The organism is Methylobacterium sp. C1, assembly GCF_001854385.1.
GTDB lineage: Bacteria > Pseudomonadota > Alphaproteobacteria > Rhizobiales > Beijerinckiaceae > Methylobacterium > Methylobacterium radiotolerans.
This window is the reverse complement of sequence record NZ_CP017640.1, coordinates 4,088,737-4,109,579: the sequence shown is the minus strand read 5'-3', so window position 1 is coordinate 4,109,579 and position 20,843 is coordinate 4,088,737. Positions and strand designations below refer to the sequence as shown.

The window sequence follows — 20,843 nt, the reverse complement described above, 5'->3', positions numbered from 1 at the left end:
CGGGCGCGCGCGATTCGACAACGGCGGCGGCCCCGCATCGGCGGGCCCGACCGGGGAGGTCGCCCGCCAACCCCTTGACCTTCCCATGATGGGAAGCCCCATCTGACCGGGCATGGACGCTTCGAACCGGATCACTGCCATGTCGAAATCCGTCGCCCTCACCCTGCCCGTCGAGGGCATGTCCTGCGCCTCCTGCGTCGGCCGCGTCGAGCGCGCCCTCGCGGCGCTGCCCGGCGCCCGAGACGTGGCGGTGAACCTCGCCACCCACCGCGCCAGCCTCGTCCTCGACGGCGCCACGGGCCCGGGCGACGTCGCGACGGCGCTCGCGGATGCCGGCTACCCCGTCCCCGAGACGCAGAGCCTGCTGGCCGTCGAGGGCATGTCGTGTGCGAGCTGCGTGGGCCGGGTCGAGCGTGCGCTGGCCGCCGTTCCGGGGGTGACCGGGGCCAGCGTCAACCTCGCCGCGGGCCGGGCCGCGATCCGCCATCCCGAGGGCGTGGTGCCGATGGACGCGCTGGTGGCGGCCGTCGAGACGGCCGGCTACGAGGCCCGGCCGGTCGAGGCCGGCCATCCGGCCGACCCCTCGGCCCGTCAGGCCGAGGAGGGCCGCGCCCTGCGCCGCGACCTGATCGTCGCCGCCCTGCTGTCGGCGCCCGTCGTGGTCCTCGACATGGGCGGCCACCTCCTGCCCGCCCTGCACGGAGGCCCCGTGACGGCCCTGATCCAGGCGGTGCTGGCCACCCTGGTCCTCGCCGGCCCGGGGCGGCGCTTCTTCCTGCGCGGCGTTCCGGGCCTGCTGCGCGGCCATCCCGACATGAACGCCCTGGTCGCCCTCGGTGCCGGCGCCGCCTACCTGTACTCGCTGGTCTCGACGCTGGCGCCCGATCTCCTGCCGGCGGGGGCGGCGCACCTCTACTTCGAGGCGAGCGTCCTGATCGTCACGCTGATCCTGCTCGGCCGGACGCTGGAGGCGCGCGCCAAGGGGCGCACCGGCCAGGCGATCGCGCGGCTGATGGACCTGACGCCGAAGACCGCCCGCGTCGTCCGCGACGGTGCGGAGAACGAGGTCCCCCTCGACGCCCTGCGCGTCGGCGACGTGGTCCGGGTGCGCCCGGGCGAGCGCGTGGCGGCTGACGGCGCCGTGGTCTCGGGCACCAGCCACGTCGACGAGAGCATGGTCACGGGCGAGCCGGCCCCGGTGCGCAAGGGGCCCGGCGATCCCGTTGTCGGCGGGACGCTCAACGGCCGCGGCAGCCTCGACCTCCGGGTCGGGGCCGTGGGCGGCGCCACCGTGGTGGCGCACATCGCCGCCATGGTGGAGCGCGCCCAGGGCGGTAAGTTGCCGATCCAGGCGCTGGTCGACCGCGTCACCGGGCGGTTCGTGCCGGCGGTGATCGGCATCGCCGCGGTGACCTTCCTGGCCTGGCTGATCCTGGCGCCGGCCCCGGCCCTGGGGCCGGCCCTGGTGAACGCCGTGGCGGTGCTGATCATCGCCTGTCCCTGCGCCATGGGGCTGGCGACGCCCACCGCCATCATGGTCGGCACCGGGCGCGCGGCGGCGCGCGGCGTGCTGTTCCGCGACGGCGCGGCGCTTCAGGGCCTGCGCGACGTGCGGGTCGTGGCCCTCGACAAGACCGGCACCCTGACCGAGGGGCGCCCCCGGCTCACCGAGATCGTCCCGGCCGCCGGTGTCGCGGAGGACGCGGCGCTGGCCCTCGCCGCCGCGCTGGAGACCCGCTCTGAGCACCCGCTGGCCGGCGCCGTCGTGGCGGCGGCCCGCGACCGCGGCCTCGCCACGCCCGAGCCCGACAGCTTCGAGGCGGTGGCGGGTTTCGGGATCTCCGGACGGGTCGCGGGCCGGGCCGTGGCCCTCGGCGCGCCGCGCTACCTGGATCGCCTCGGAGTCGCCCTGGACCCGGATCTCGCCGCCCGGGCCGCGTCGCTGGCGGGCGCGGGGCGGAGTCCGATCCACCTCGTCCTCGACGGCCGCCACGCGGCGATCCTGGCGGTGGCCGATCCCGTGAAGCCGGGCGCCCGCGCGGCGGTGGCAGCCCTGAAGGCGCGCGGGCTCGCGGTGGCGATGGTCACGGGCGACGATCCCGTCACGGCGGCCGGCGTGGCGCGGAGCCTCGGCATCGACGCCGTGGCCGCCGGCGTGCTGCCCGGCGGGAAGGTCGAGGCCGTGCAGCGGTTCCGGGCCGCGCACGGGCCGGTGGCCTTCGTGGGCGACGGCATCAACGACGCGCCGGCGCTGGCCGAGGCCGATGTCGGGCTGGCGATCGGCACCGGCACCGACATCGCCGTCGAGAGCGCCGACGTGGTGCTGATGTCGGGCGACCTGGAAGCCCTGGTCGAGGCTCTCACGCTGTCGCGGGCGGTGATGGCCAACATCCGCCAGAACCTGTTCTGGGCCTTCGCCTACAACGCCGCGCTGATCCCGGTGGCGGCGGGCGTGCTGGTGCCGTTCGGCGGCCCGGCCCTGTCGCCGGTCCTGGCCGCGGGCGCCATGGCGTTCTCGAGCGTGTTCGTCCTCGGCAACGCCCTGCGGCTGCGCCGGGCCGGCGGGCGGCCCGCGGCGGCCGCGACGCCGGCCCTCGCCGCGAGGCCGGCATGAGCGCGGCGAACCTGACGATCGGCGAGGCGGCGCGCCGCACCGGCGTCTCGGCCAAGATGATCCGCTGGTACGAGGCGACCGGCCTGCTTCCGCCGGCCGCCCGGTCCGAGGCCGGCTACCGCCATTACGGCGAGGCGGACCTGCACACGCTGCGCTTCATCCGCCGCGCCCGCGACCTCGGCTTCAGCGTGGGCGCGATCGCGGATCTCCTGGCGCTCTGGCGCGACCGGGCCCGGCCGAGCGCCGGGGTGAAGGCGATCGCGCAGGAGCAGATCGCCGATCTGCGCCGCCGCATCGCCGAGATGGAGGGGATGGCCCGGACGCTGGAGCATCTGGCGGAGGCCTGCTGCGGCGACGCGCGTCCAGAATGTCCGATCCTCGATGATCTCGCGGCGCCGGATCACGGGCCGACGCGGCAGCGGGCGATCCGCGCGCTCGCCAAGCGTGGCCGTTGACGGCGGCTCTGGCCCCGGCTTTGCTGGTCCGACCCACCCGCAAAGGCCACGAGAGCCCCGACCCGATGCCCGTCCTCGAACGGATCCACGCCTTCGCCGACACGATGACGGCGTGGCGGCACGACCTGCACGCCCATCCCGAGCTGCTCTACGACGTCGACCGCACCGCCGGCTTCGTCGCCGAGACGCTGCGGTCCTTCGGCTGCGACGAGGTCGTTACCGGTATCGGCCGCACCGGGGTGGTCGGCGTCATCCGCGGCCGGGGACGCAGCTCGAACCGCGCCATCGGCCTGCGCGCCGACATGGACGCCCTGCCGATCCAGGAGGTGCGCGACCTGCCCTACCGCTCGACCGTGCCGGGCAAGATGCACGCCTGCGGCCACGACGGGCACACCGCCATGCTGCTCGGCGCTGCCAAGTACCTCGCCGAGACCCGGGATTTCGACGGGGCGGCCGTGCTGATCTTCCAGCCCGCCGAGGAGGGCGGCGGCGGCGGCGAGGCGATGGTCGACGACGGCCTGATGGAGCGGTTCGGGGTCGAGTCGGTCTACGGGATGCACAACATTCCCGGCATGGCGGTCGGCACCTTCGCGATCCGGCCGGGGCCGATCATGGCCTCGACCGACCGCTTCACCGTCACGATCGAGGGACGGGGCGGGCACGCGGCCCTGCCGCAGAACGCCGTCGACAGCGTGCTCGTGGCGAGCCACGTCATCATCGCCCTGCAGAGCATCGTGTCGCGCAACCTCGACCCGGTGCAGTCGGCCGTCGTCTCGGTCTGCGCGCTGGAGGCCGGCGAGGCCTTCAACGTGCTTCCGCAGACCGTCACCATGCGGGGCACGATGCGCACCCTGTCCCAGGCCGTGCGCAGCCAGATCAAGGCGCGGATCGAGACCCTGGTGGCCGAGATCGCCGGCGGCTTCGGCGCGCGGGGCCGGGTCGAGTACGGGGCGAGCTACCCGGTGACCGAGAACCATCCCGCCGAGACCGACTTCATGGCCGGCGTCGCCGCGGCGCTGGTGGGTGGGGAGAACGTCGACCGGGCGGTGGCGCCGATGATGACCGCCGAGGACTTCTCCTACATGCTCGGCCGCCGCCCCGGCGCGTACATGTTCATCGGCAACGGCGACAGTGCCTCGCTCCACCACCCGCACTACGACTTCAACGACGCGGCCGCGCCGTACGGGGCTTCCCTGTGGGCGCGCCTGATCGAGACCGGGCTGCCGCGCAGCGCCTGAGCGCGCCGCCCGCCGCCCCGTCGCTGGCCGAGGCCGTCCCGGTCTGGCTGCGGGTGGCGGCGCTCTCCTTCGGCGGGCCGGCCGGGCAGATCGCCGTGATGCACCGCATCCTGGTGGACGAGCGGCGCTGGATCTCGGAGCGGCGCTTCCTGCACGGGCTCGGGTTCTGCACCCTGCTGCCGGGGCCGGAGGCGCAGCAGCTCGCCACCTATATCGGCTGGCTCATGCACGGGCCGGCGGGCGGCCTCGTCGCCGGGGGGCTGTTCGTGCTGCCCGGGCTCCTCGCCCTGATGGCCCTGAGCTGGCTCTACGTGCTCTACGGCCATGTCGACGCGGTCGCCGGGCTGTTCTTCGGCCTCAAGGCGGCGGTGCTCGCCATCGTGCTGCACGCCCTGTGGCGGCTCGGCGGCCGCGCCCTGCGTGACCGGACGGACCGGCTCGTGGCCCTCGCGGCCTTCGTGGCGATCTTCGCCCTCGCGGTGCCGTTCCCGCTGGTCGTGGTCGCCGCCGGCGCGCTCGGCCTCGCCCGCGGCCGGCGCCCGGCCGCCGAGCGCGCGGTGGATCCGGCGGAGGAGGCGGACGTCCTGATCGGCGAGGCGGCGCTGCCGCGGGAGCGCGTCGGCGCCGCGTCCTCGCTGCGGACGGCCGCGCTCTGGCTCGCGGTCTGGCTCCTGCCGGTGGCGGCGCTGCTGGTCCTGCCCGGCGTGCCGCCGGTCTTCGGGCAGGTGGCGCTGTTCTTCTCCAAGATGGCCCTCGTGACCTTCGGGGGCGCCTACGCGGCGCTCGCCTACGTGGCGCAGCAGGCCGTGGAGCAGTTCGGCTGGCTGAAGCCCGGCGAGATGCTCGACGGACTCGGGCTCGCCGAGACCACGCCCGGCCCGCTGATCATGGTGCTCCAGTTCGTGGGCTTCCTGGCGGGCTTCCGGGCGCCCGGCGCCCTGCCGCCGCTGCTCGCCGGGACGCTCGCCGGGCTGCTGACGACCTGGGTCACCTTCGTGCCGTGCTTCCTGTGGATCTTCGCCGGCGCGCCGCTGATCGGGCGCCTGCGCGGCAGCCGCCGGCTGGCCGGCGCCCTCTCGGCGATCACCGCCGCGGTGGCGGGCGTGATCCTCAACCTCGCGGTGTGGTTCGGGCTGCGGACGCTGTTCGCCCAGGTCGAGACGGTGCCGCTCGGGCCGCTCAGGCTCGACCTGCCGGTGCCGGGCAGCCTGGACCCGGCCGCCCTGCTGCTGACCCTGGCGGCGATCCTCGCGGTCTTCCGGTTCGGGCTCGGGACGCTCCAGACCCTGGCGCTGTGCGCCGGGGCCGGGATCCTGCTGCGGCAGGCGGGGCTCGTTTGAGCCGCTCCGTCGTCCCGAGCGCAGCGAAGAGCGGCGATCAGCCGCCGTAGCGGGCCTTGAGCAGCGCGTAGGTCAGCCGCGCGGTCTGGACCTCGCCGCCCTCCGGCCGGCCGGGCTTGGTCGAGGGGTTCCAGCCGTAGAGGTCGAAATGGCCGTGCGCCCTCGTGTTGGGCGCGAAGCGGCGCAGGAACAGGGCCGCGGTGATCGCCCCCGCGAACGGCCCGCCGGAGACGTTGTTGAGATCGGCCACCTTGGAGTCGAGCAGGCTCGCGTAGGGCGCGTGCAGCGGCATGCGCCAGACCGGATCGATCGCCGTCCGCCCGGCCCGCGCCACCGCCTCGGCCAGCGCGTCGTCCTCCGTGAAGAAGGCCGGCAGGTCCGGCCCGAGGGCCACCCGGGCCGCACCGGTCAGGGTCGAGAAGTCGAGGATCAGCTCGGGCGCGTCGGCGTCCGCGAGGGCGAGCGCGTCGGCGAGGATCAGCCGGCCCTCCGCGTCGGTGTTGCCGATCTCGACGCTGAGCCCGGCCCGGCTGGGCAGCACGTCGCCGGGGCGGAAGGCGTTGCCCGCGACCGCGTTCTCCACCGCGGGGATCAGCAGGCGCAGGCGCAGGGTCAGGCCCGCGCCCATGACCATGTCGGCGGCGGCCAGCGCCGCGGCGGCGCCGCCCATATCCTTCTTCATCAGCAGCATCGCGGCCGACGGCTTGAGGTCGAGGCCGCCGGTGTCGAAGGCGACGCCCTTGCCGACCAGGGTCACGCGCGGCGCGTCCGCCGGCCCCCAGGTCAGGTCGATCAGCCGCGGTGCCCGGGGCGAGGCGGCGCCGACCGCGTGGATCAGCGGGTACCCCTCGGCGAGGGCCGCGCCCTCCGTCACCGTGACGGTGGCGCCGTGACGGTCGCCGAGTGCCCGGGCAGCCGCCTCGATCTCGGCGGGTCCGAGATCGTTGGCCGGCGTGTTGACGAGATCCCGGCCCAGCGCGACCGCGGCGGCGATCCGCTCGACCTCGGCCGCGTCGATGCCGGCCGGCGCCGCGAGCCGGGCCTTGGTCCCGCCGCCGGACCGGTAGCGGCCGAAGCGGTAGCTCCCCATCAGCCAGGCGAGGGCGGCCTCATGCGGCTCGGCGGCGTTCTCGAGGCGGAAGATCCCCTCCGGCAGCAGCCCCGGCAGCTTGCCGACGAGGAGACGGTCGTAGGCGGCCGCCTCCGGATCGCCGAGGCCGAACAGGACCCGCGCGAGGCTGCCGTCCGGGCCGGGCAGGAGCGCGAGGCTGCCCGCCTTCGGCGTGAAGCCGATGGCCTGGGCGAAGCTCCGCTGGGCCGGCTCCAGGCCGGACTCGACGACCGCCCAATCTCCCGTCGTGACCAGCGTCACCGGTACGGCCTGGGTGTCGCCGGGCAGGAGCCCGCGGGTCGTCGCCGGAATCTCGGCCTGGGTCATGTGCCTCTCGCGTGCCGCCCGGAGCGGCGGCTTAACCGGTGATTAGGGTTAACGCTCTATCACCGGCCGGCCGGGAGCGTGAAGCGCGTGCCATCGCGTCCGGTCCAGATGCCGGCGGAGCGCACCATGATGACGGCCCTGTTCCGGGTCACCCAGTCCCAGGCCCGTGCCGGACGCCGCGCGGCCCTCGCGGCCGCCGTCGCGCTCGGCCTCGCCGGCTGCAACACCGGCTCTCCGGAAACGACCGGCTCGATCGGCCCCCTCGGCGGCCCATCCGCGGCCGCCGCGGCGCCCTCGCGGCAGGACGTCGACCGGCTGGCCGAGCGCTTCAACGCCGACCCCGCCGACGGGCGCACGGCGATGGCCTACGCCCGCGCCCTGCGGGCCACCGATCAGATCAGCCAGGCCTCGGCGGTGCTGCAGCAGGCCGCCCTGCGCAACCCGCGCGACCGGGCCCTTCTCGGCGCCTACGGCAAGTCGCTGGTCGAAGCGGGCCGCTTCCGCGAGGCGATCGACGTGCTGGCCAACGCGCACACCCCCGCCAATCCCGACTGGCGCATCCTGTCGGCGCAGGGCTCGGCCTCCGCCCAGCTCGGCGAGCAGGCCCGCGCGCAGGGCTTCTACGAGGCCGCCCTCAAGATTCGGCCGAACGAGCCCTCGCTCCTGTCCAATCTCGGCCTGTCCTACGCGCTGTCGCGCAACCTCGATCAGGCCGAGCAGACCCTGCGGCTCGCCGCCGACCAGCCCGGCGCCGACGCGCGGGTGCGGGCAAACCTCGCCATGGTCCTGAGCCTCAAGGGCCGCTTCGCCGACGCCGAGGCCGTCCTGCGCCGCGACATGAGCGCCGAGGAGGCGGCCACAAACGTCGCGTCCCTGCGCCGGCTCGCGGCCCAGCCGAACCGGTCGAAGGCGCTGTCCGGCGCGGGCGCGCCGGGGCAGGGGTGATCGGCGACCCGACGGCCGGCCGCGCCGTCATTCCAGGGGGCCGAAGGCGAGGCCGGAGGCCAGGACCAGCGTCGCAGCCGGATCGCCCCGCGCCGGCGACTCTGGGTTCCGGGCTCCGCTGCGCGGCCCCGGAATGACGTTGCACTGCGGCGCGGGGCTGGCCCCGCGGTCACAGGGGACGGCCCGCGCCAGCCGACCGGAGCCGTATCTCTGCGCCCCGCGCCCGACAGGAAAACGCGCCTGTCATGACGACCCGGTAGCGGCCAGATTCGAAAAGTTCTATATCCCTCCGCGGCTGCGCCGCGCGGCATCACGGGCGTCCAAATCGCCCCCGCGCATCGTCCTGCCCGGGCACTCCCGGGGCGGCGCGCGCCCGTCGGGCGCTACACAGGCCGAACACAGATCTCGTAGCGCAGGTCTTGCCTGCGCGTGTTCGACAACCCGCAGCGAGGATAGAACCAGCCGTGCCCTCACTCGACAGCTTCAAGGCCCGCCAGACGCTCGAAGCCGGCGGCAAGACCTACACCTACTACTCCATTCCCGCGGCCGAGAAGAACGGCCTCGCCTCCGCCGCCGCGCTGCCCTTCTCCATGAAGGTGATCCTGGAGAACCTGCTGCGCTACGAGGACGACCGCTCGGTCAAGAAGGCCGACATCGAGGCCGCCGTCGGCTGGCTCGACCAGAAGGGCAAGGCCGAGGTCGAGATCGCGTTCCGCCCCTCGCGGGTGCTGATGCAGGACTTCACCGGCGTGCCGGCGGTGGTCGACCTCGCCGCCATGCGCGACGCCATGGTGGCGCTCGGCGGCGACCCGCAGAAGATCAACCCGCTGGTGCCGGTCGATCTCGTGATCGACCACTCGGTGATCGTCGACGAGTTCGGCACCCCGAAGGCGCTGGCCGACAACGTCGCCCTGGAATACGAGCGCAACGGCGAGCGCTACACCTTCCTGAAGTGGGGCCAGTCGGCCTTTGACAACTTCTCGGTGGTCCCCCCGGGCACCGGCATCTGCCACCAGGTGAACCTAGAATACCTTGCCCAGACCGTCTGGACGAAGTCGGAGAACGGCGCCGACGTCGCCTATCCCGACTCGCTCGTCGGCACCGATTCGCACACCACCATGGTCAACGGCATGGCCGTGCTGGGCTGGGGCGTCGGCGGTATCGAGGCCGAGGCGGCCATGCTCGGCCAGCCGCTGTCGATGCTGATCCCCGAGGTCGTGGGCTTCAAGCTGTCGGGCAAGCTGCCCGAGGGCACCACCGCCACCGACCTCGTGCTCACCGTCACCCAGATGCTGCGCAAGAAGGGCGTGGTCGGCAAGTTCGTGGAGTTCTACGGCCCCGGCCTCGACGACATGGCCGTCGCCGACCGGGCCACGATCTCCAACATGGCGCCCGAGTACGGCGCGACCTGCGGCTTCTTCCCGGTCGACCAGAAGACCATCGACTTCCTGAAGGTCACCGGCCGCTCCGACGATCGGATCGCCCTGGTCGAGGCCTACGCGAAGGCGCAGGGCATGTGGCGCGACGCCCAGACCCCCGACCCGGTCTTCACCGACACGCTGGAGCTCGACATGGGCGAGGTCCGGCCCTCGCTCGCCGGCCCGAAGCGCCCGCAGGACCGGGTGCTCCTCGACGGCGCCAAGGCGGGCTTCGCCGCTTCCATGGAGACCGAGTTCAAGAAGGCCGCCGACCTCGCCCGCCGCTACCCGGTCGAGGGCACCAACTTCGACATCGGGCACGGCGACGTGGTGATCGCCGCGATCACGAGCTGCACCAACACGTCGAACCCCTCGGTGATGATCGGCGCGGGGCTGCTGGCCCGCAACGCCGTCGCCAAGGGCCTGCGCTCCAAGCCCTGGGTGAAGACCTCGCTCGCGCCCGGATCGCAGGTGGTCGGCGAGTACCTGGAGAAGTCCGGCCTGCAGGAGCCGCTGGACGCGCTCGGCTTCAACCTCGTGGGCTTCGGCTGCACGACCTGCATCGGCAATTCCGGCCCGCTGCCGGAGGCGATCTCGAAGGCGATCAACGACAACGACGTCGTCGCCGCGGCGGTGCTCTCGGGCAACCGCAACTTCGAGGGCCGCGTGAACCCCGACGTGCGGGCGAACTACCTCGCCTCGCCGCCGCTGGTCGTCGCCTACGCGCTCGCCGGCTCGCTCCAGATCGACATCACCACCGAGCCGCTGGGCCAGGGATCCGACGGCAAGCCGGTCTACCTGAGGGACATCTGGCCGTCCTCGGCCGAGGTGCAGCAGTTCATCGAGGAGAACATCACCTCGGCGCTGTTCAAGTCCCGCTACGCGGACGTGTTCGGCGGCGACCAGAACTGGAAGGACGTCGAGGTCACCGAGGCCGAGACCTTCGCGTGGAACCCGGGCTCCACCTACGTGCAGAACCCGCCCTACTTCGTCGGCATGGAGAAGACCCCGAAGCCGGTCGAGGACATCGAGGGCGCGCGCATCCTCGGCCTGTTCCTCGACTCGATCACCACCGACCACATCTCGCCGGCGGGCAACATCCGCGCGGCGTCGCCGGCCGGCGAGTACCTGCAGTCGCACCAGGTGCGCGTGCAGGACTTCAACCAGTACGGCACGCGGCGCGGCAACCACGAGGTGATGATGCGGGGCACCTTCGCCAACATCCGCATCAAGAACCAGATGGTGAAGGACGCCTCCGGCGGCGTGGTCGAGGGCGGGTGGACGCACTTCCAGCCGTCCGGCGAGAAGATGTTCATCTACGACGCGGCGATGAAGTACGCCGAGCAGGGCACGCCGCTCGTCATCTTCGCCGGCAAGGAGTACGGCACCGGCTCGTCGCGCGACTGGGCGGCCAAGGGCACGAAGCTGCTCGGCGTCCGCGCCGTGGTGGCCGAGAGCTTCGAGCGCATCCACCGCTCGAACCTCGTCGGGATGGGCGTGGTGCCGCTGGTCTTCCAGGGCGACACGAGCTGGCAGTCGCTGGGCCTGAAGGGTGACGAGACCGTCACCATCAAGGGCCTCGCCGGGGAGCTGAAGCCCCGCCAGACGCTGACCGCGGAGATCAAGTCCGCCGACGGCTCGGTGAAGCAGGTTCCCCTGACCTGCCGCATCGATACGCTCGACGAGCTCGAGTACTTCCGCAACGGCGGCATCCTGCCCTACGTGCTCCGCTCGCTCGCGGCCTAGCCTCCTGCGGCGGCCCTCGGGCCGCCCGACCGACCCATGAGGCGGCGCTCAACCGGGCGCCGCCTTATTTGTTTCACAGGCCCGGCATTTCGCTTGCGCACAACCTTGTTTCGCGCGCGAGGCGCCCCATAACCCGGCTCCCGAAGCCAGGATGGGACCTCGATGAAGCATCTCAGCAAGACCCTCGCCGCCGCCGGCCTGACAGCCCTGCTGTCGAGCGCGGCCTTCGCCGCGCAGGTCGAGCGCGTCCGCGGGACCGTCGACAAGGCCGACGGCAGCACGCTCACGATCAAGACCGAGGACGGCAAGACCGAGACGGTCGACGTCGCCGGCGCCAAGTTCGCCTGGGTGGTCCCATCCAGCCTCGACGCGATCAAGGACGGCGTCTTCATCGGCACCGCCACCAAGGGCGAGAACCCGATGACCGCCCTGGAGGTCGTGCTCTTCCCCGAGTCCATGCGCGGCACGGGCGAGGGCCATTACGGCTGGGACTCGATCACCGACCACACCGCGGGCGCCGGCGCCAAGGTGAAGAGCGCGATGACCAACGGCACCGTGAAGGCCGAGTCGTCGAACGCCCCGAAAGTGAAGAGCGCGATGACCAACGGCACCGTGAAGGCCGACAAGGCCGCCTCGGGCGGCGAGCGCACCCTGACGGTGAGCTACGGCAAGGATGGATCCAAGGAGATCGTGGTGCCGTCCTCGGCGCCGATCGTCGCCTTCGAGCCCGCCGACAAGGCGATCCTGACGCCCGGCTCCAAGGTCTTCGCCGTGGTCGCCAAGGACGGTCCCAAGGCGGAGGGCAAGCTCGTGGCGGTCGGCAAGGACGGCCTGACCCCGCCGATGTGAGAAGGACCGCGGGGCCGGGCGCCGGACAAGACCGCTGCCCGGCCCCGCGGAGATCTCCGCGCGGTCGGCTGCACGGCAGAGCCGGTTCCCGACCGCGCCTCGCCACCCGTGCACGCGGAATATGCATACAGGCGGCGGCCAACGGGATTAAAAACGCCGGCTCAGCGTGTCGCGCGCTGGCACCCTGCACACAGATCGCGCATGGTCGCCCGCCGAGCGGCCCGCCAACGAGGCCGCGGCGGAGGAGTCCATCATGAGTGCTGGAGTGGCAGGCGCGATCGCGCCTGAGGGAACGCCGAGTCTGCTGTCGCGCGAGCGGATCGTCGCCAAGCCGGGCTTCAATCGCTGGCTGGTGCCGCCGGCGGCCCTGGCGATTCATCTCTGCATCGGGATGGCCTACGGTCTGTCGGTGTTCTGGCTGCCGCTGACCCGGGCGCTCTCCGTGGGCAAGCCGGCGCCCGCCGCCTGCCCCGACATGGGCGTGATGACGGCCCTGTTCACCACCACCTGCGATTGGCGCGTCAGCGACCTCGTCACGGTCTTCTCCATTGGCATCGTCGTGCTCGGCCTCTCGGCCGCGCTGTTCGGCGGCTGGCTGGAGCGGGCGGGCCCGCGCAAGGCCGGCATCGCGGCGGCCCTCTGCTGGGGCGGCGGCTTCCTGATCGGCGCCTTCGGCGTCTACATCCACCAGCTCTGGATCGTCTGGCTCGGCATGGGCCTGATCGGCGGCGTCGGGCTGGGCCTCGGCTACATCTCGCCGGTCTCGACGCTGATCAAGTGGTTCCCGGATCGCCGCGGCATGGCAACCGGCATGGCGATCATGGGCTTCGGCGGCGGCGCGATGATCGGCTCGCCCCTGGCCGACAGCCTGATCAAGGGCTTCCGGACCGCGGATTCGGCCGGCGTCTGGCAGACGCTGGCGGTGATGGGAGTCGGGTACATCCTGTTCATGCTGGGCGGCGCGTTCGGCTACCGGGTGCCGCCGGCCGGCTGGCGGCCGGACGGCTGGACCAGCCCGACTGCCAAGAACGCCATGATCGCCTCGGGGCACGTCCACCTGCGCGACGCCCACAAGACCTTCCAGTTCTGGATGATCTGGCTCGTCCTGTTCCTCAACGTGTCGGCCGGCATCGGCGTGCTGGCCCTGGCCTCGCCGATGCTCCAAGAGATCTTCGGCGGCGAGCTGATCGGCCTGCCCGGCACCGGCTTCTCGGCCCTCGACGCCGGCCAGAAGGCGCAGGTCGCGGCCATCGCGGCCGGCTTCGTCGGCCTGCTGTCCCTGTTCAACATCCTGGGCCGGTTCTTCTGGGCCTCGATGTCGGACCGGATCGGGCGGAAGGGCACCTACGCGATCTTCTTCGCGCTGGGCGGCCTCCTGTACGCGGCGGCGCCCTGGGCCGCCGGCATCGGCTCGCAGGCGCTGTTCGTCGCGATCTTCTGCGTGATCCTGTCCATGTACGGCGGCGGTTTCGCGACGGTGCCGGCCTACCTCGCCGACGTGTTCGGCACGCAGTTCGTGGGCGCGATCCACGGGCGCCTGCTCACCGCGTGGTCGATGGCCGGCATCGTCGGGCCCTTCGTCATCACCAAGATCCGCGAGGCGCAGGTCGCCGCGGGCGTGCAGGGGGCCGATCTCTACGGCCGGACCATGTACGTGCTGGCGAGCTTCCTGGCGGTCGGCTTCCTCTGCAACCTGCTGGTCCGGCCGCTGGCGCAGCGCTGGTTCATGTCCGATTCCGAGCGGGCCTCCCTGGACGTCCGCGCGGGCGCCACGGCCTCGGGACCGTCCGGCTCCTTCGGCATCGGCCGCGGCGGGTTCAGCGCCGGGGCCGCCGTGGCCTGGGCGGTGGTCGGCATCCCGATCGTCTGGGGCATCGGCATCACCCTGTCGAAGGCGTTCATCCTGTTCCGCTGAGCGGGCGCGCTCGGTTGTGGCGGGCACGGCGGGTCGCTAGGTTTCCGGCGCCTCGCCGTGCCGGGATGCCGTCGTCGTGATCGACAAGCTGGACTTCCTGCTCGCGCTCGCCCGCGAGCAGCATTTCGGGCACGCCGCCGAAGCCTGCGGCGTGACCCAGCAGACGCTCTCGGCCGGCGTGAAGCAGCTGGAGAACCGCTTCGGCGTGCAGCTCGTGCTGCGCGGCTCCCGCTTCCAGGGCTTCACCCCCGAGGGCGAGCGGGTCCTGGAATGGGCGCGGCGCATCGTGGCCGACGCGCGGGCCATGCACGAGGAGGTCACCGGCCTGCGCCGGGGCCTGACCGGCCACCTGCGCATCGCCGCCATCCCCACGGCGTTGCCGATGATCGTGAACCTCACGACGCCCTACCGCGAGCGGCACCCGGACGTGCGGCTGACGGTCGAATCCGCCACCTCGGCCGACATTTTCTCGTTGATCGAGAACCTGGAGGCGGATGCGGGCCTGACCTACCTCGACAATGAGCCCCTCGGGCGGGTGATCTCCGTTCCCCTCTACCGGGAGCGCTACCGCCTCGTGACGGCGATCGGCGGCCCGTTCGACGATCGCGCCAACGTCACCTGGGCCGAGACCAGCCGGCTGCCCCTCTGCCTGCTCACGCCGAACATGCAGAACCGGCGGATCATCGACCATCAGATCCGGGAGGCGGGTGCGGATCCCGCCGCGACCCTCGAATCGAACTCGATGATCGTGCTGCTGACCCATGTGCGCACCCTGCGCTGGGCCTCGATCATGCCGGAGATTCTGGTCGACGCCCTCGGCCCCATGGCGGGCGTGCGTAGCCTCCCGATCACCGCGCCGGACCTGGAGCACACGATCGGCCTCGTCGCCCCGCGGCGCGAGCCGTCCACGCCGATGGTCACGGCCCTCGTCTCTATCGCGCGGTCCCTGGCGCGGACGCTCGATCCGGATCTGGCAGCGTCGGGGCCCGCGTGAGCGATCGGCTCCGCGCCCGGACCGGGGCGCGGCGTGCCGGGAGCAATCCGCGAGTCGCACGGAGCGCGTGCACCGGCAGCGTCAGGAGGAGCCAGAGCGCGAGTACCGCCGCGGTGATGAGAAGCGCCAGCAGGATCCGCTGCATCGAACCCGCCCTCCACCTGTCGGGCTGGCCGAACCCGCGGGCCGGTGATCGGCCGGCGAATCGAGCAGCCTCCGGGACGAGCGACGGTTAACGATTCGTGCTGGTGCCAGGCTGTCGGCCGTTCGGGCCGCGGCGCTCCGAGTTCGCCCGGCCGCGGGCGGGATCGCGGTGTCGGGCAAAGAAAAAGCCGCCCCGTGTCGGAGCGGCTTCCCGTCGGCCGTGGGGCCGCGATGCGGCCCGCGGGCTTACTTGATCTTGGTTTCCTTGAACTCGACGTGCTTGCGCGCGACCGGATCGTACTTGCGCATCGTCAGCTTCTCGGTCTGCGTGCGGGAGTTTTTCTTGGTGACGTAGAAGTAGCCCGTGTCGGCGGTGGAGACGAGCTTGATCTTGACGGTGACGGCCTTGGCCATGGCGCGGCGCTCCTGCAGGGTGCGGCATTCCGCGTGAGCGAAACGCAAATGGCCGGGAGGGCCCGGCCGAATACGGGCGGGTGAATGCCCGATCGGGCCCGGCAGGTCAAGAGCGGGCGCGTCGGCGCTCCGTCGCGGCGAGCCAGCCGGCGAAGGCCAGGAACAGGGCGAGCAGCGCCAGCGCGAACCCGTTCGGCGGCACGAGGTCGAGCCCGCCGCCGATCACCGGCGGTCCCAGCATCAGGCCGACATTGTAGAGCACCACGAAGGCCGCGTTGGCGCCCGCGAGGTCGTTCAGCGGCGTGCGGTCGCCCAGCATCGCGAGGCCGACCGTGTAGAGGGTGCCGGCGATGCCGCCCCAGACGAGGAGGAGCAGACCGAACGCCGCCGGATGGCCGGCCGCGAGGGGGATCAGGGCCGAGCCCGCGGCGCCCGCGAGGCCCGCGCCGAGGAGCACCGCGCCCCGGTCGAGGCGGTCGGCGAGCCAGCCGAACGGGATCTGGAACAGGACGTTGCCCAGCGCGATCAGGCTGACGAGGCCGGCCGCCCCCTGCGCGTCGTAGCCGAGGCGCAGGCCGTAGAGCGGCAGGATGGCGAAGATGCCGGTCTCCACCGCCCCGTAGGCCAGGGCCGCCGCCAGGGCGCCGGGGGCGAGCCGGACGTAGCCGAGGATGCCGCGGCCGGAGCCCGTCTCGATCGTCGGGGACAGGCCGCGGGCCAGGGCGATGGGCAGGCCGCCGGCCAGCATGAGGGCGGCCCCCGTCGCGTAGGGCGCCAGCCCCTCGGTGCCGACCAGGGCCAGCAGCAGCGGTCCGACCGCGAAGCCCGCCGCCAGGACGGTGGCGTAGATGCCCATCACCAGACCGCGCCGCTCCGGCGGGGCGGCGGCGTTGATCCAGTACTCGGAGAGGACGAACAGCGCGCCGAGCGTCGCCGAGAAGACGAAGCGCAGGGGGAACCACAGGGCGATGCCCGGCAGGAGCGGGAACAGCGCGAGGCTGACCGCCCCGACGAGGAGCGCCAGCCCGAGCAGCGGGGCGACGCCGACCCGCGCGGCGAGGCGCGGCACGAACGGCACCGTGCAGATGCTGGCGATGCCCGCCACCGCGGTGTTGAGCCCGATCAGCGTGCTCGAGGCGCCGCGACGCTCCATCTCGATCGAGAGGAGCGGGATCGACAGGCTGAGGCCGATGCCGACGACGGTGACGCAGGTCACGGCCGCCGAGATCGCCGCCACCTCCTCCGACCTGATCCCGCGCCGCTGCTCCTGCTCCAATCCGTTGGAACCGCTCACAAGGCCACCCGCTCGCGCCGCCCGTAGCGCTCGTAGTGGAAGGGGATCATCCGGTAGGGCGCGAAATCGGCGGCGATCTGCGCCTCCAGATCGTCCAGGATCGCGCGGGTTATGGTGGGCAGGTCGAGCTTGCGGGCGGCGTCGAGCCTGACCCAGGCGAGCTCGGTGAACTCGGCGTCGGCCTGGACCCGCCCCGGCTCCTCGGCCGCCACCATGCGGCGGTCGACGGTGAAGAAGCGCGTGTCGAAGCGGCGCACCCGCTTCGGCGGGGTGATCGCGCGGGCGACGAGGTGCAGCGCCTCGAGGTCCGGCAGGACGCCGTGCCGCGCGAAGCCTTCCCAGCCCGCCGGAACGTCCTCGGGAGCGCCGTGCTCGGTCGTGCCCAGCAGCAGGCCGGTCTCCTCGTAGGTCTCGCGGATGGCGGCGAGCGCCAGGGCCCGGCCGAGATGGTGCGGGGGCCGGGAGACCTGCCGGGTCAGCGCCGCCTCGGCGTAGTCGGGCAGCGCCCCAGCCACCGGCATGTGGCGGTCGCCGAGCTCGATCCGACCGCCCGGGAAGACGAACTTGCCCGGCATGAAGGCGAGGTTCGGGTTGCGCCGGCCCATCAGGACCTTCGGGCTGCCCCGTCCGCGCCGGTCGATCACGATCATGGTCGCGGCGTCCCGCGGCCGCAGGCGCGCGGCAGCGGCGGGCTTCCGCTCAGGAGCTGTGGCGATCTGGGGCTCCTGCTGCGGCAGCGGCAAGGCGTGTCTCCTCCGGTCCTGGGGCGGGGCGGCTCCGCGGTAGCGTGGCGAAGCCGTGCATGCCAAGGGCGTATTGCAGCCCGACGACGGCGCCCTTCACGGGCTGGAGCAGGACCAGCGCGAAGACCAGGGTGAAGACCGGCCAGACGCCCATCTCGACCCAGAGCGGCACGTCGTAGGCGCTCTCAGTCTCGAGGATCAGGTAGCCGACGATGTGGGCGACGATGAAGATCACCACGTAGGGCGGCAGGTCGTCGGCCCGGTGGTGGTGCAGCTCCAGGCCGCAGACGTCGCATGCCGGCCGCACCTTGAGGAAGCGCCCGAAGATCCGGCCTTGGCCGCAATGCGGGCAGCGGCCGATGAAGCCCCGGGCCATCGCGGGGATCAGGCGGGTGCGCTCGGGTATCGCGTCGGCGGCCATGTCCAGGGTCTACACCGCCCGGGTCAGCGGCGCGAGCCGCGGTGGCGCGACCCGGTGTTGCGGATGCCGGGGGGGCGGCCGGGCGGCGCGGCCTTGAAGGCCCGGCCGCCGGCCTTCTTGCCGGGCCCGGCAGTCCGGCCACCGGAGCGGGTCCGGCCCTCGCTGAGCAGCTCGAAGCGCAACGCCCCGGCCACCGGTGCGGCCTCCACGAGCCGCACTTCGACCCGGTCGCCGAGGCGGAACGTCTCCCCGGTGCGCTCGCCCACCAGGGCGTGGCGGCCCTCCTCGTGGCGGAAATAGTCGGCGCCGAGCTGCGAGACCGGCACGAAGCCGTCCGCGCCGGTCTCGTCGAGCTTGATGAACAGGCCGGCCCGGGTGACGCCGGCGATCTGGCCCGCGAAGGTCGCGCCGACCTGGTCGGCGAGGTGGTGGGCGATGAGCCGGTCGATCGTCTCGCGCTCGGCCGCCATGGCGCGGCGCTCGGCCGCCGAGATCTGCTCGCCGATCTGCGCCAGCTCGCCGAGGGAGACGTCGCTCGCGAGCCCGTCCGATCCGAGCCGGCAGGCGGTGATCAGCGCCCGGTGCACGATCAGGTCGGCGTAGCGCCGGATCGGCGAGGTGAAGTGCGCGTAGCGGCGCAGGTTCAGGCCGAAATGCCCGAGATTCTCGGGGGCGTAGACGGCCTGGGCCTGGCTGCGCAGGATCACCTCGTTGAGGAAGACGCCGTGCTCGGTCTCGGCCGCCGTGGCGAGGATCCGGTTGAACAGGGCGGGGCGCAGCGCCCCTTCCTTGGGCAGCTTGATGCCCACCGAGGCCAGGACCTCGCCGAGCGCCCGCATCTTCTCCAGGGCGGGCTCGTCGTGGACGCGGTAGATCAGGGGCTGTCGGGCCTGCTCCAGGGTCTCGGCGGCGGCGACGTTCGCCTGGATCATGAACTCCTCGATCAGCCGGTGGGCGTCGAGGCGATCCGGCACGATCACCCGGTCGACCGCGCCCTCGGGCGAGAGCAGGACCTTGCGCTCGGGCAGGTCGAGGGCCAGCGGCCCCCGGCGGTCGCGGGCCGCGCGCAGGGCCGCGTAGGCCGCCCAGAGGGGGCGAAGGGCCGTCTCCAGAAGCGGCCCGGTCGCATCGTCCGGGCGCCCGTCGATGGCGGCCTGCGCCTGCGCGTAGGCGAGCTTCGCGCGGGAGCGCATCATCACCCGGTGGAAGCCGTGGCGGCGCTTCTCGCCGTCGGCGGCGATGACCATCCGCACCGCCAGCGCCGGCCGGTCCTCGCCCTCGCGGAGGGAGCAGAGGTCGTTCGAGATCCGCTCGGGCAGCATCGGCACGACCCGGTCGGGGAAGTAGACCGAGTTGCCCCGTTCCAGGGCCTCGCGGTCGAGGCTGGAGCCCGGCCGGACATAGGCGGCCACGTCCGCGATGGCGACGGTGAGGATGAAGCCGCCGGGATTGGCCGGGTCGGGATCGGCCTCGGCCATGACGGCATCGTCGTGGTCCTTGGCGTCCGGCGGGTCGATGGTCAGGAGGGGCCGGTCGCGCCAGTCCTCGCGGCCCTTCAGCGTGGCGGGCCTGGCGGCGTCGGCCTCCGCCAGGGTCGCGTCGGCGAAGACGTGCGGGATGTTGTGGAGGTGCAGCGCGATCAGGCTCACCGCCTTCTCGGAACCGAGCGAGCCCAATCGCTCGCGCACACGCCCCTTCGGCAGGCCGAACCGGGTCTCGCGCTCCAGCGAGACGCTGACGAGGTCGCCGTCGCGGGCCTGCCCCTCCTCGCCGGGCGGGATCAGGATCTCGCGGCCCTGCGCGCGCTTCTCGACGGGCACGATCCGGCCGCCCTGCGCGCCGGCCCGGTAGACGCCGATGATCTCGGCCTTGTTCTTCCCGATGACCTTGACGACCCGGCCGGCGTAGCCGCCTTCCGCGTCGCGCTCGACCCGGATCAGGGCGCGGTCGCCGATGCCCGGGGCCGGGCGGTTGCCCTTCCGGGGGCCGCGCGGCTGCACCAGAACGATGGCGGGCGGCTTGCCGGTCCCGGTCCACTCCACCGGGATCGCCAGGAAGTCGCCGTGGCGGTCGCGGGAGCGGATGTCGGCCAGCACGACCGGCGGCAGGTGGCCCGCCGGGGCGAGGCCGCCGCGGCCGCGGTCGAGGGCGCCGTCCTCTTCGATCTCCTTCAGGACGCGCTTCAGGTCGATCTTGGCGGCCCCCTTGATGCCGAAGGCCTTGGCGATCTCCCGCTTGCCGACGCACTCCTTCGACTCGGCCACGAAGGCGAGGATCTGCTCACGGGTGGGGAAGGGCTGCGGAGCGGCGGGCTCGGCCGCCGGGGCGGTGGTGCGTCGTGCCAAAAGGGGGGTGCCGGAGAGTTCTGCGATAGACGGGACCCGCGTGCGGGCGCGGGACCGAGGCGTCGGTCCTGTGAGGCTAACATGGGTGTCCGGCCCGCGCGCGGCAACGCCGTGCCGGCACTCCTCAACAGGCGCGATCAGCCGGTCGAGGCGCTCTTGCGGATGCGCGCCACGGCCTGATCCACGTCGAGGCCGGGTGCGAGGAGCTCGTCCAGGGTGAAGGGGCAGGCGCGCGGCAGGGTCAGGTTCACACGGCCCTCCAGCGGCGCGAGTTCCGGGCTCTCCGCCGCCTGGACGGCGAGCGTCCAGGCGCCGTCCATCCGCAGGCTCTCGGGCTCGGGCGGGTCGCCCGCGAGGTCGGCGAGCTTGGCGCGACCCGCGTCGCGGCAGGCGCGGCTCAGGCCGTCATCGGAGAGAAGTGCGGCCTTGATCAGCTCGGCCAGGGCATCCCTGACCCGTTCGACGCTCGCGTTCATGGGCATCCGTCTCGAAGGCCGCGGCCGGTCGCAGGTGCGTGGCAAGCCGGATGC

General features: G+C 73.0%; 16 protein-coding genes. 9 read left to right on the top strand and 7 right to left on the bottom strand.

Annotation, left to right across the window (positions count from 1 at the left end; all coding sequences use genetic code 11):
• Positions 1 to 139: 139 nt before the first annotated feature.
• The 4 genes from BKE41_RS19015 (at position 140) to chrA (ending at position 5,647) form a co-directional block, all read left to right on the top strand.
• Complete coding sequence (locus BKE41_RS19015) at positions 140 to 2,614, top strand: heavy metal translocating P-type ATPase (RefSeq protein ID WP_083374384.1); 2,475 nt, start codon at positions 140 to 142, stop codon at positions 2,612 to 2,614.
• Positions 2,611 to 3,069 carry a Cu(I)-responsive transcriptional regulator gene (cueR, locus tag BKE41_RS19010; RefSeq protein ID WP_012320522.1) on the top strand — a complete coding sequence of 153 codons (459 nt, stop codon included), beginning with the start codon at positions 2,611 to 2,613 and terminating at the stop codon, positions 3,067 to 3,069. Before BKE41_RS19015 ends, cueR begins: the two co-directional genes overlap by 4 nt.
• A 65-nt stretch (positions 3,070 to 3,134) precedes the next feature.
• Positions 3,135 to 4,307, top strand: coding sequence for a M20 aminoacylase family protein (locus BKE41_RS19005; RefSeq protein WP_012320521.1), 1,173 nt, complete (start codon positions 3,135 to 3,137; stop codon positions 4,305 to 4,307).
• On the top strand, positions 4,304 to 5,647 hold the full coding sequence (gene chrA, locus BKE41_RS19000) for a chromate efflux transporter (RefSeq protein ID WP_043074201.1): 1,344 nt from the start codon (positions 4,304 to 4,306) through the stop codon (positions 5,645 to 5,647). The genes BKE41_RS19005 and chrA overlap by 4 nt, the downstream gene beginning before the upstream one ends.
• 37 nt (positions 5,648 to 5,684) lie before the next feature.
• On the opposite strand, the gene BKE41_RS18995 is transcribed toward chrA, so the two are convergent.
• Positions 5,685 to 7,085, bottom strand: coding sequence for a leucyl aminopeptidase family protein (locus BKE41_RS18995; RefSeq protein WP_024829233.1), 1,401 nt, complete (start codon positions 7,083 to 7,085; stop codon positions 5,685 to 5,687).
• Positions 7,086 to 7,214: 129 nt separating this feature from the next.
• On the opposite strand from BKE41_RS18995, the gene BKE41_RS18990 reads away from it, so the two are divergent.
• The 5 genes from BKE41_RS18990 to BKE41_RS18970 all read left to right on the top strand — a co-directional run bounded on the left by BKE41_RS18990 (position 7,215) and on the right by BKE41_RS18970 (position 14,952).
• Positions 7,215 to 8,030 (top strand): hypothetical protein, encoded by an 816-nt coding sequence (locus BKE41_RS18990; protein ID WP_041372718.1) that lies wholly within the window; start codon positions 7,215 to 7,217, stop codon positions 8,028 to 8,030.
• Between the two features lie 464 nt (positions 8,031 to 8,494).
• The gene (gene acnA / locus BKE41_RS18985; RefSeq protein WP_012320517.1) at positions 8,495 to 11,194 is read left to right on the top strand and encodes an aconitate hydratase AcnA; all 2,700 of its coding nucleotides are present in this window, start codon (positions 8,495 to 8,497) and stop codon (positions 11,192 to 11,194) included.
• Positions 11,195 to 11,356: 162 nt separating this feature from the next.
• Complete coding sequence (locus tag BKE41_RS18980; protein WP_012320516.1) at positions 11,357 to 12,043, top strand: hypothetical protein; 687 nt, start codon at positions 11,357 to 11,359, stop codon at positions 12,041 to 12,043.
• 253 nt (positions 12,044 to 12,296) lie between these two features.
• Positions 12,297 to 13,958 (top strand): OFA family MFS transporter, encoded by a 1,662-nt coding sequence (locus BKE41_RS18975; protein WP_024829235.1) that lies wholly within the window; start codon positions 12,297 to 12,299, stop codon positions 13,956 to 13,958.
• Positions 13,959 to 14,034: 76 nt separating this feature from the next.
• Positions 14,035 to 14,952, top strand: a complete 918-nt coding sequence (locus tag BKE41_RS18970) for a LysR family transcriptional regulator (protein ID WP_024829236.1) — start codon at positions 14,035 to 14,037, stop codon at positions 14,950 to 14,952.
• A gap of 390 nt (positions 14,953 to 15,342) precedes the next feature.
• On the opposite strand, the gene rpmG is transcribed toward BKE41_RS18970, so the two are convergent.
• The 6 genes from rpmG to BKE41_RS18940 all read right to left on the bottom strand — a co-directional run bounded on the left by rpmG (position 15,343) and on the right by BKE41_RS18940 (position 20,789).
• On the bottom strand, positions 15,343 to 15,510 hold the full coding sequence (gene rpmG / locus BKE41_RS18965) for a 50S ribosomal protein L33 (protein WP_012320513.1): 168 nt from the start codon (positions 15,508 to 15,510) through the stop codon (positions 15,343 to 15,345).
• 106 nt (positions 15,511 to 15,616) lie between these two features.
• On the bottom strand, positions 15,617 to 16,804 hold the full coding sequence (locus BKE41_RS18960; protein ID WP_234740692.1) for an MFS transporter: 1,188 nt from the start codon (positions 16,802 to 16,804) through the stop codon (positions 15,617 to 15,619).
• On the bottom strand, positions 16,801 to 17,547 hold the full coding sequence (locus BKE41_RS18955) for an NUDIX domain-containing protein (protein ID WP_012320511.1): 747 nt from the start codon (positions 17,545 to 17,547) through the stop codon (positions 16,801 to 16,803). Before BKE41_RS18955 ends, BKE41_RS18960 begins: the two co-directional genes overlap by 4 nt.
• Entirely contained in the window at positions 17,504 to 17,968 is a 465-nt protein-coding gene (locus tag BKE41_RS18950) for a DUF983 domain-containing protein (protein WP_058606206.1), read from the bottom strand. Before BKE41_RS18950 ends, BKE41_RS18955 begins: the two co-directional genes overlap by 44 nt.
• 23 nt (positions 17,969 to 17,991) lie before the next feature.
• On the bottom strand, positions 17,992 to 20,313 hold the full coding sequence (gene rnr, locus BKE41_RS18945; protein ID WP_070999974.1) for a ribonuclease R: 2,322 nt from the start codon (positions 20,311 to 20,313) through the stop codon (positions 17,992 to 17,994).
• Between the two features lie 137 nt (positions 20,314 to 20,450).
• Entirely contained in the window at positions 20,451 to 20,789 is a 339-nt protein-coding gene (locus BKE41_RS18940) for a hypothetical protein (protein ID WP_012320508.1), read from the bottom strand.
• Positions 20,790 to 20,843: the final 54 nt, after the last annotated feature.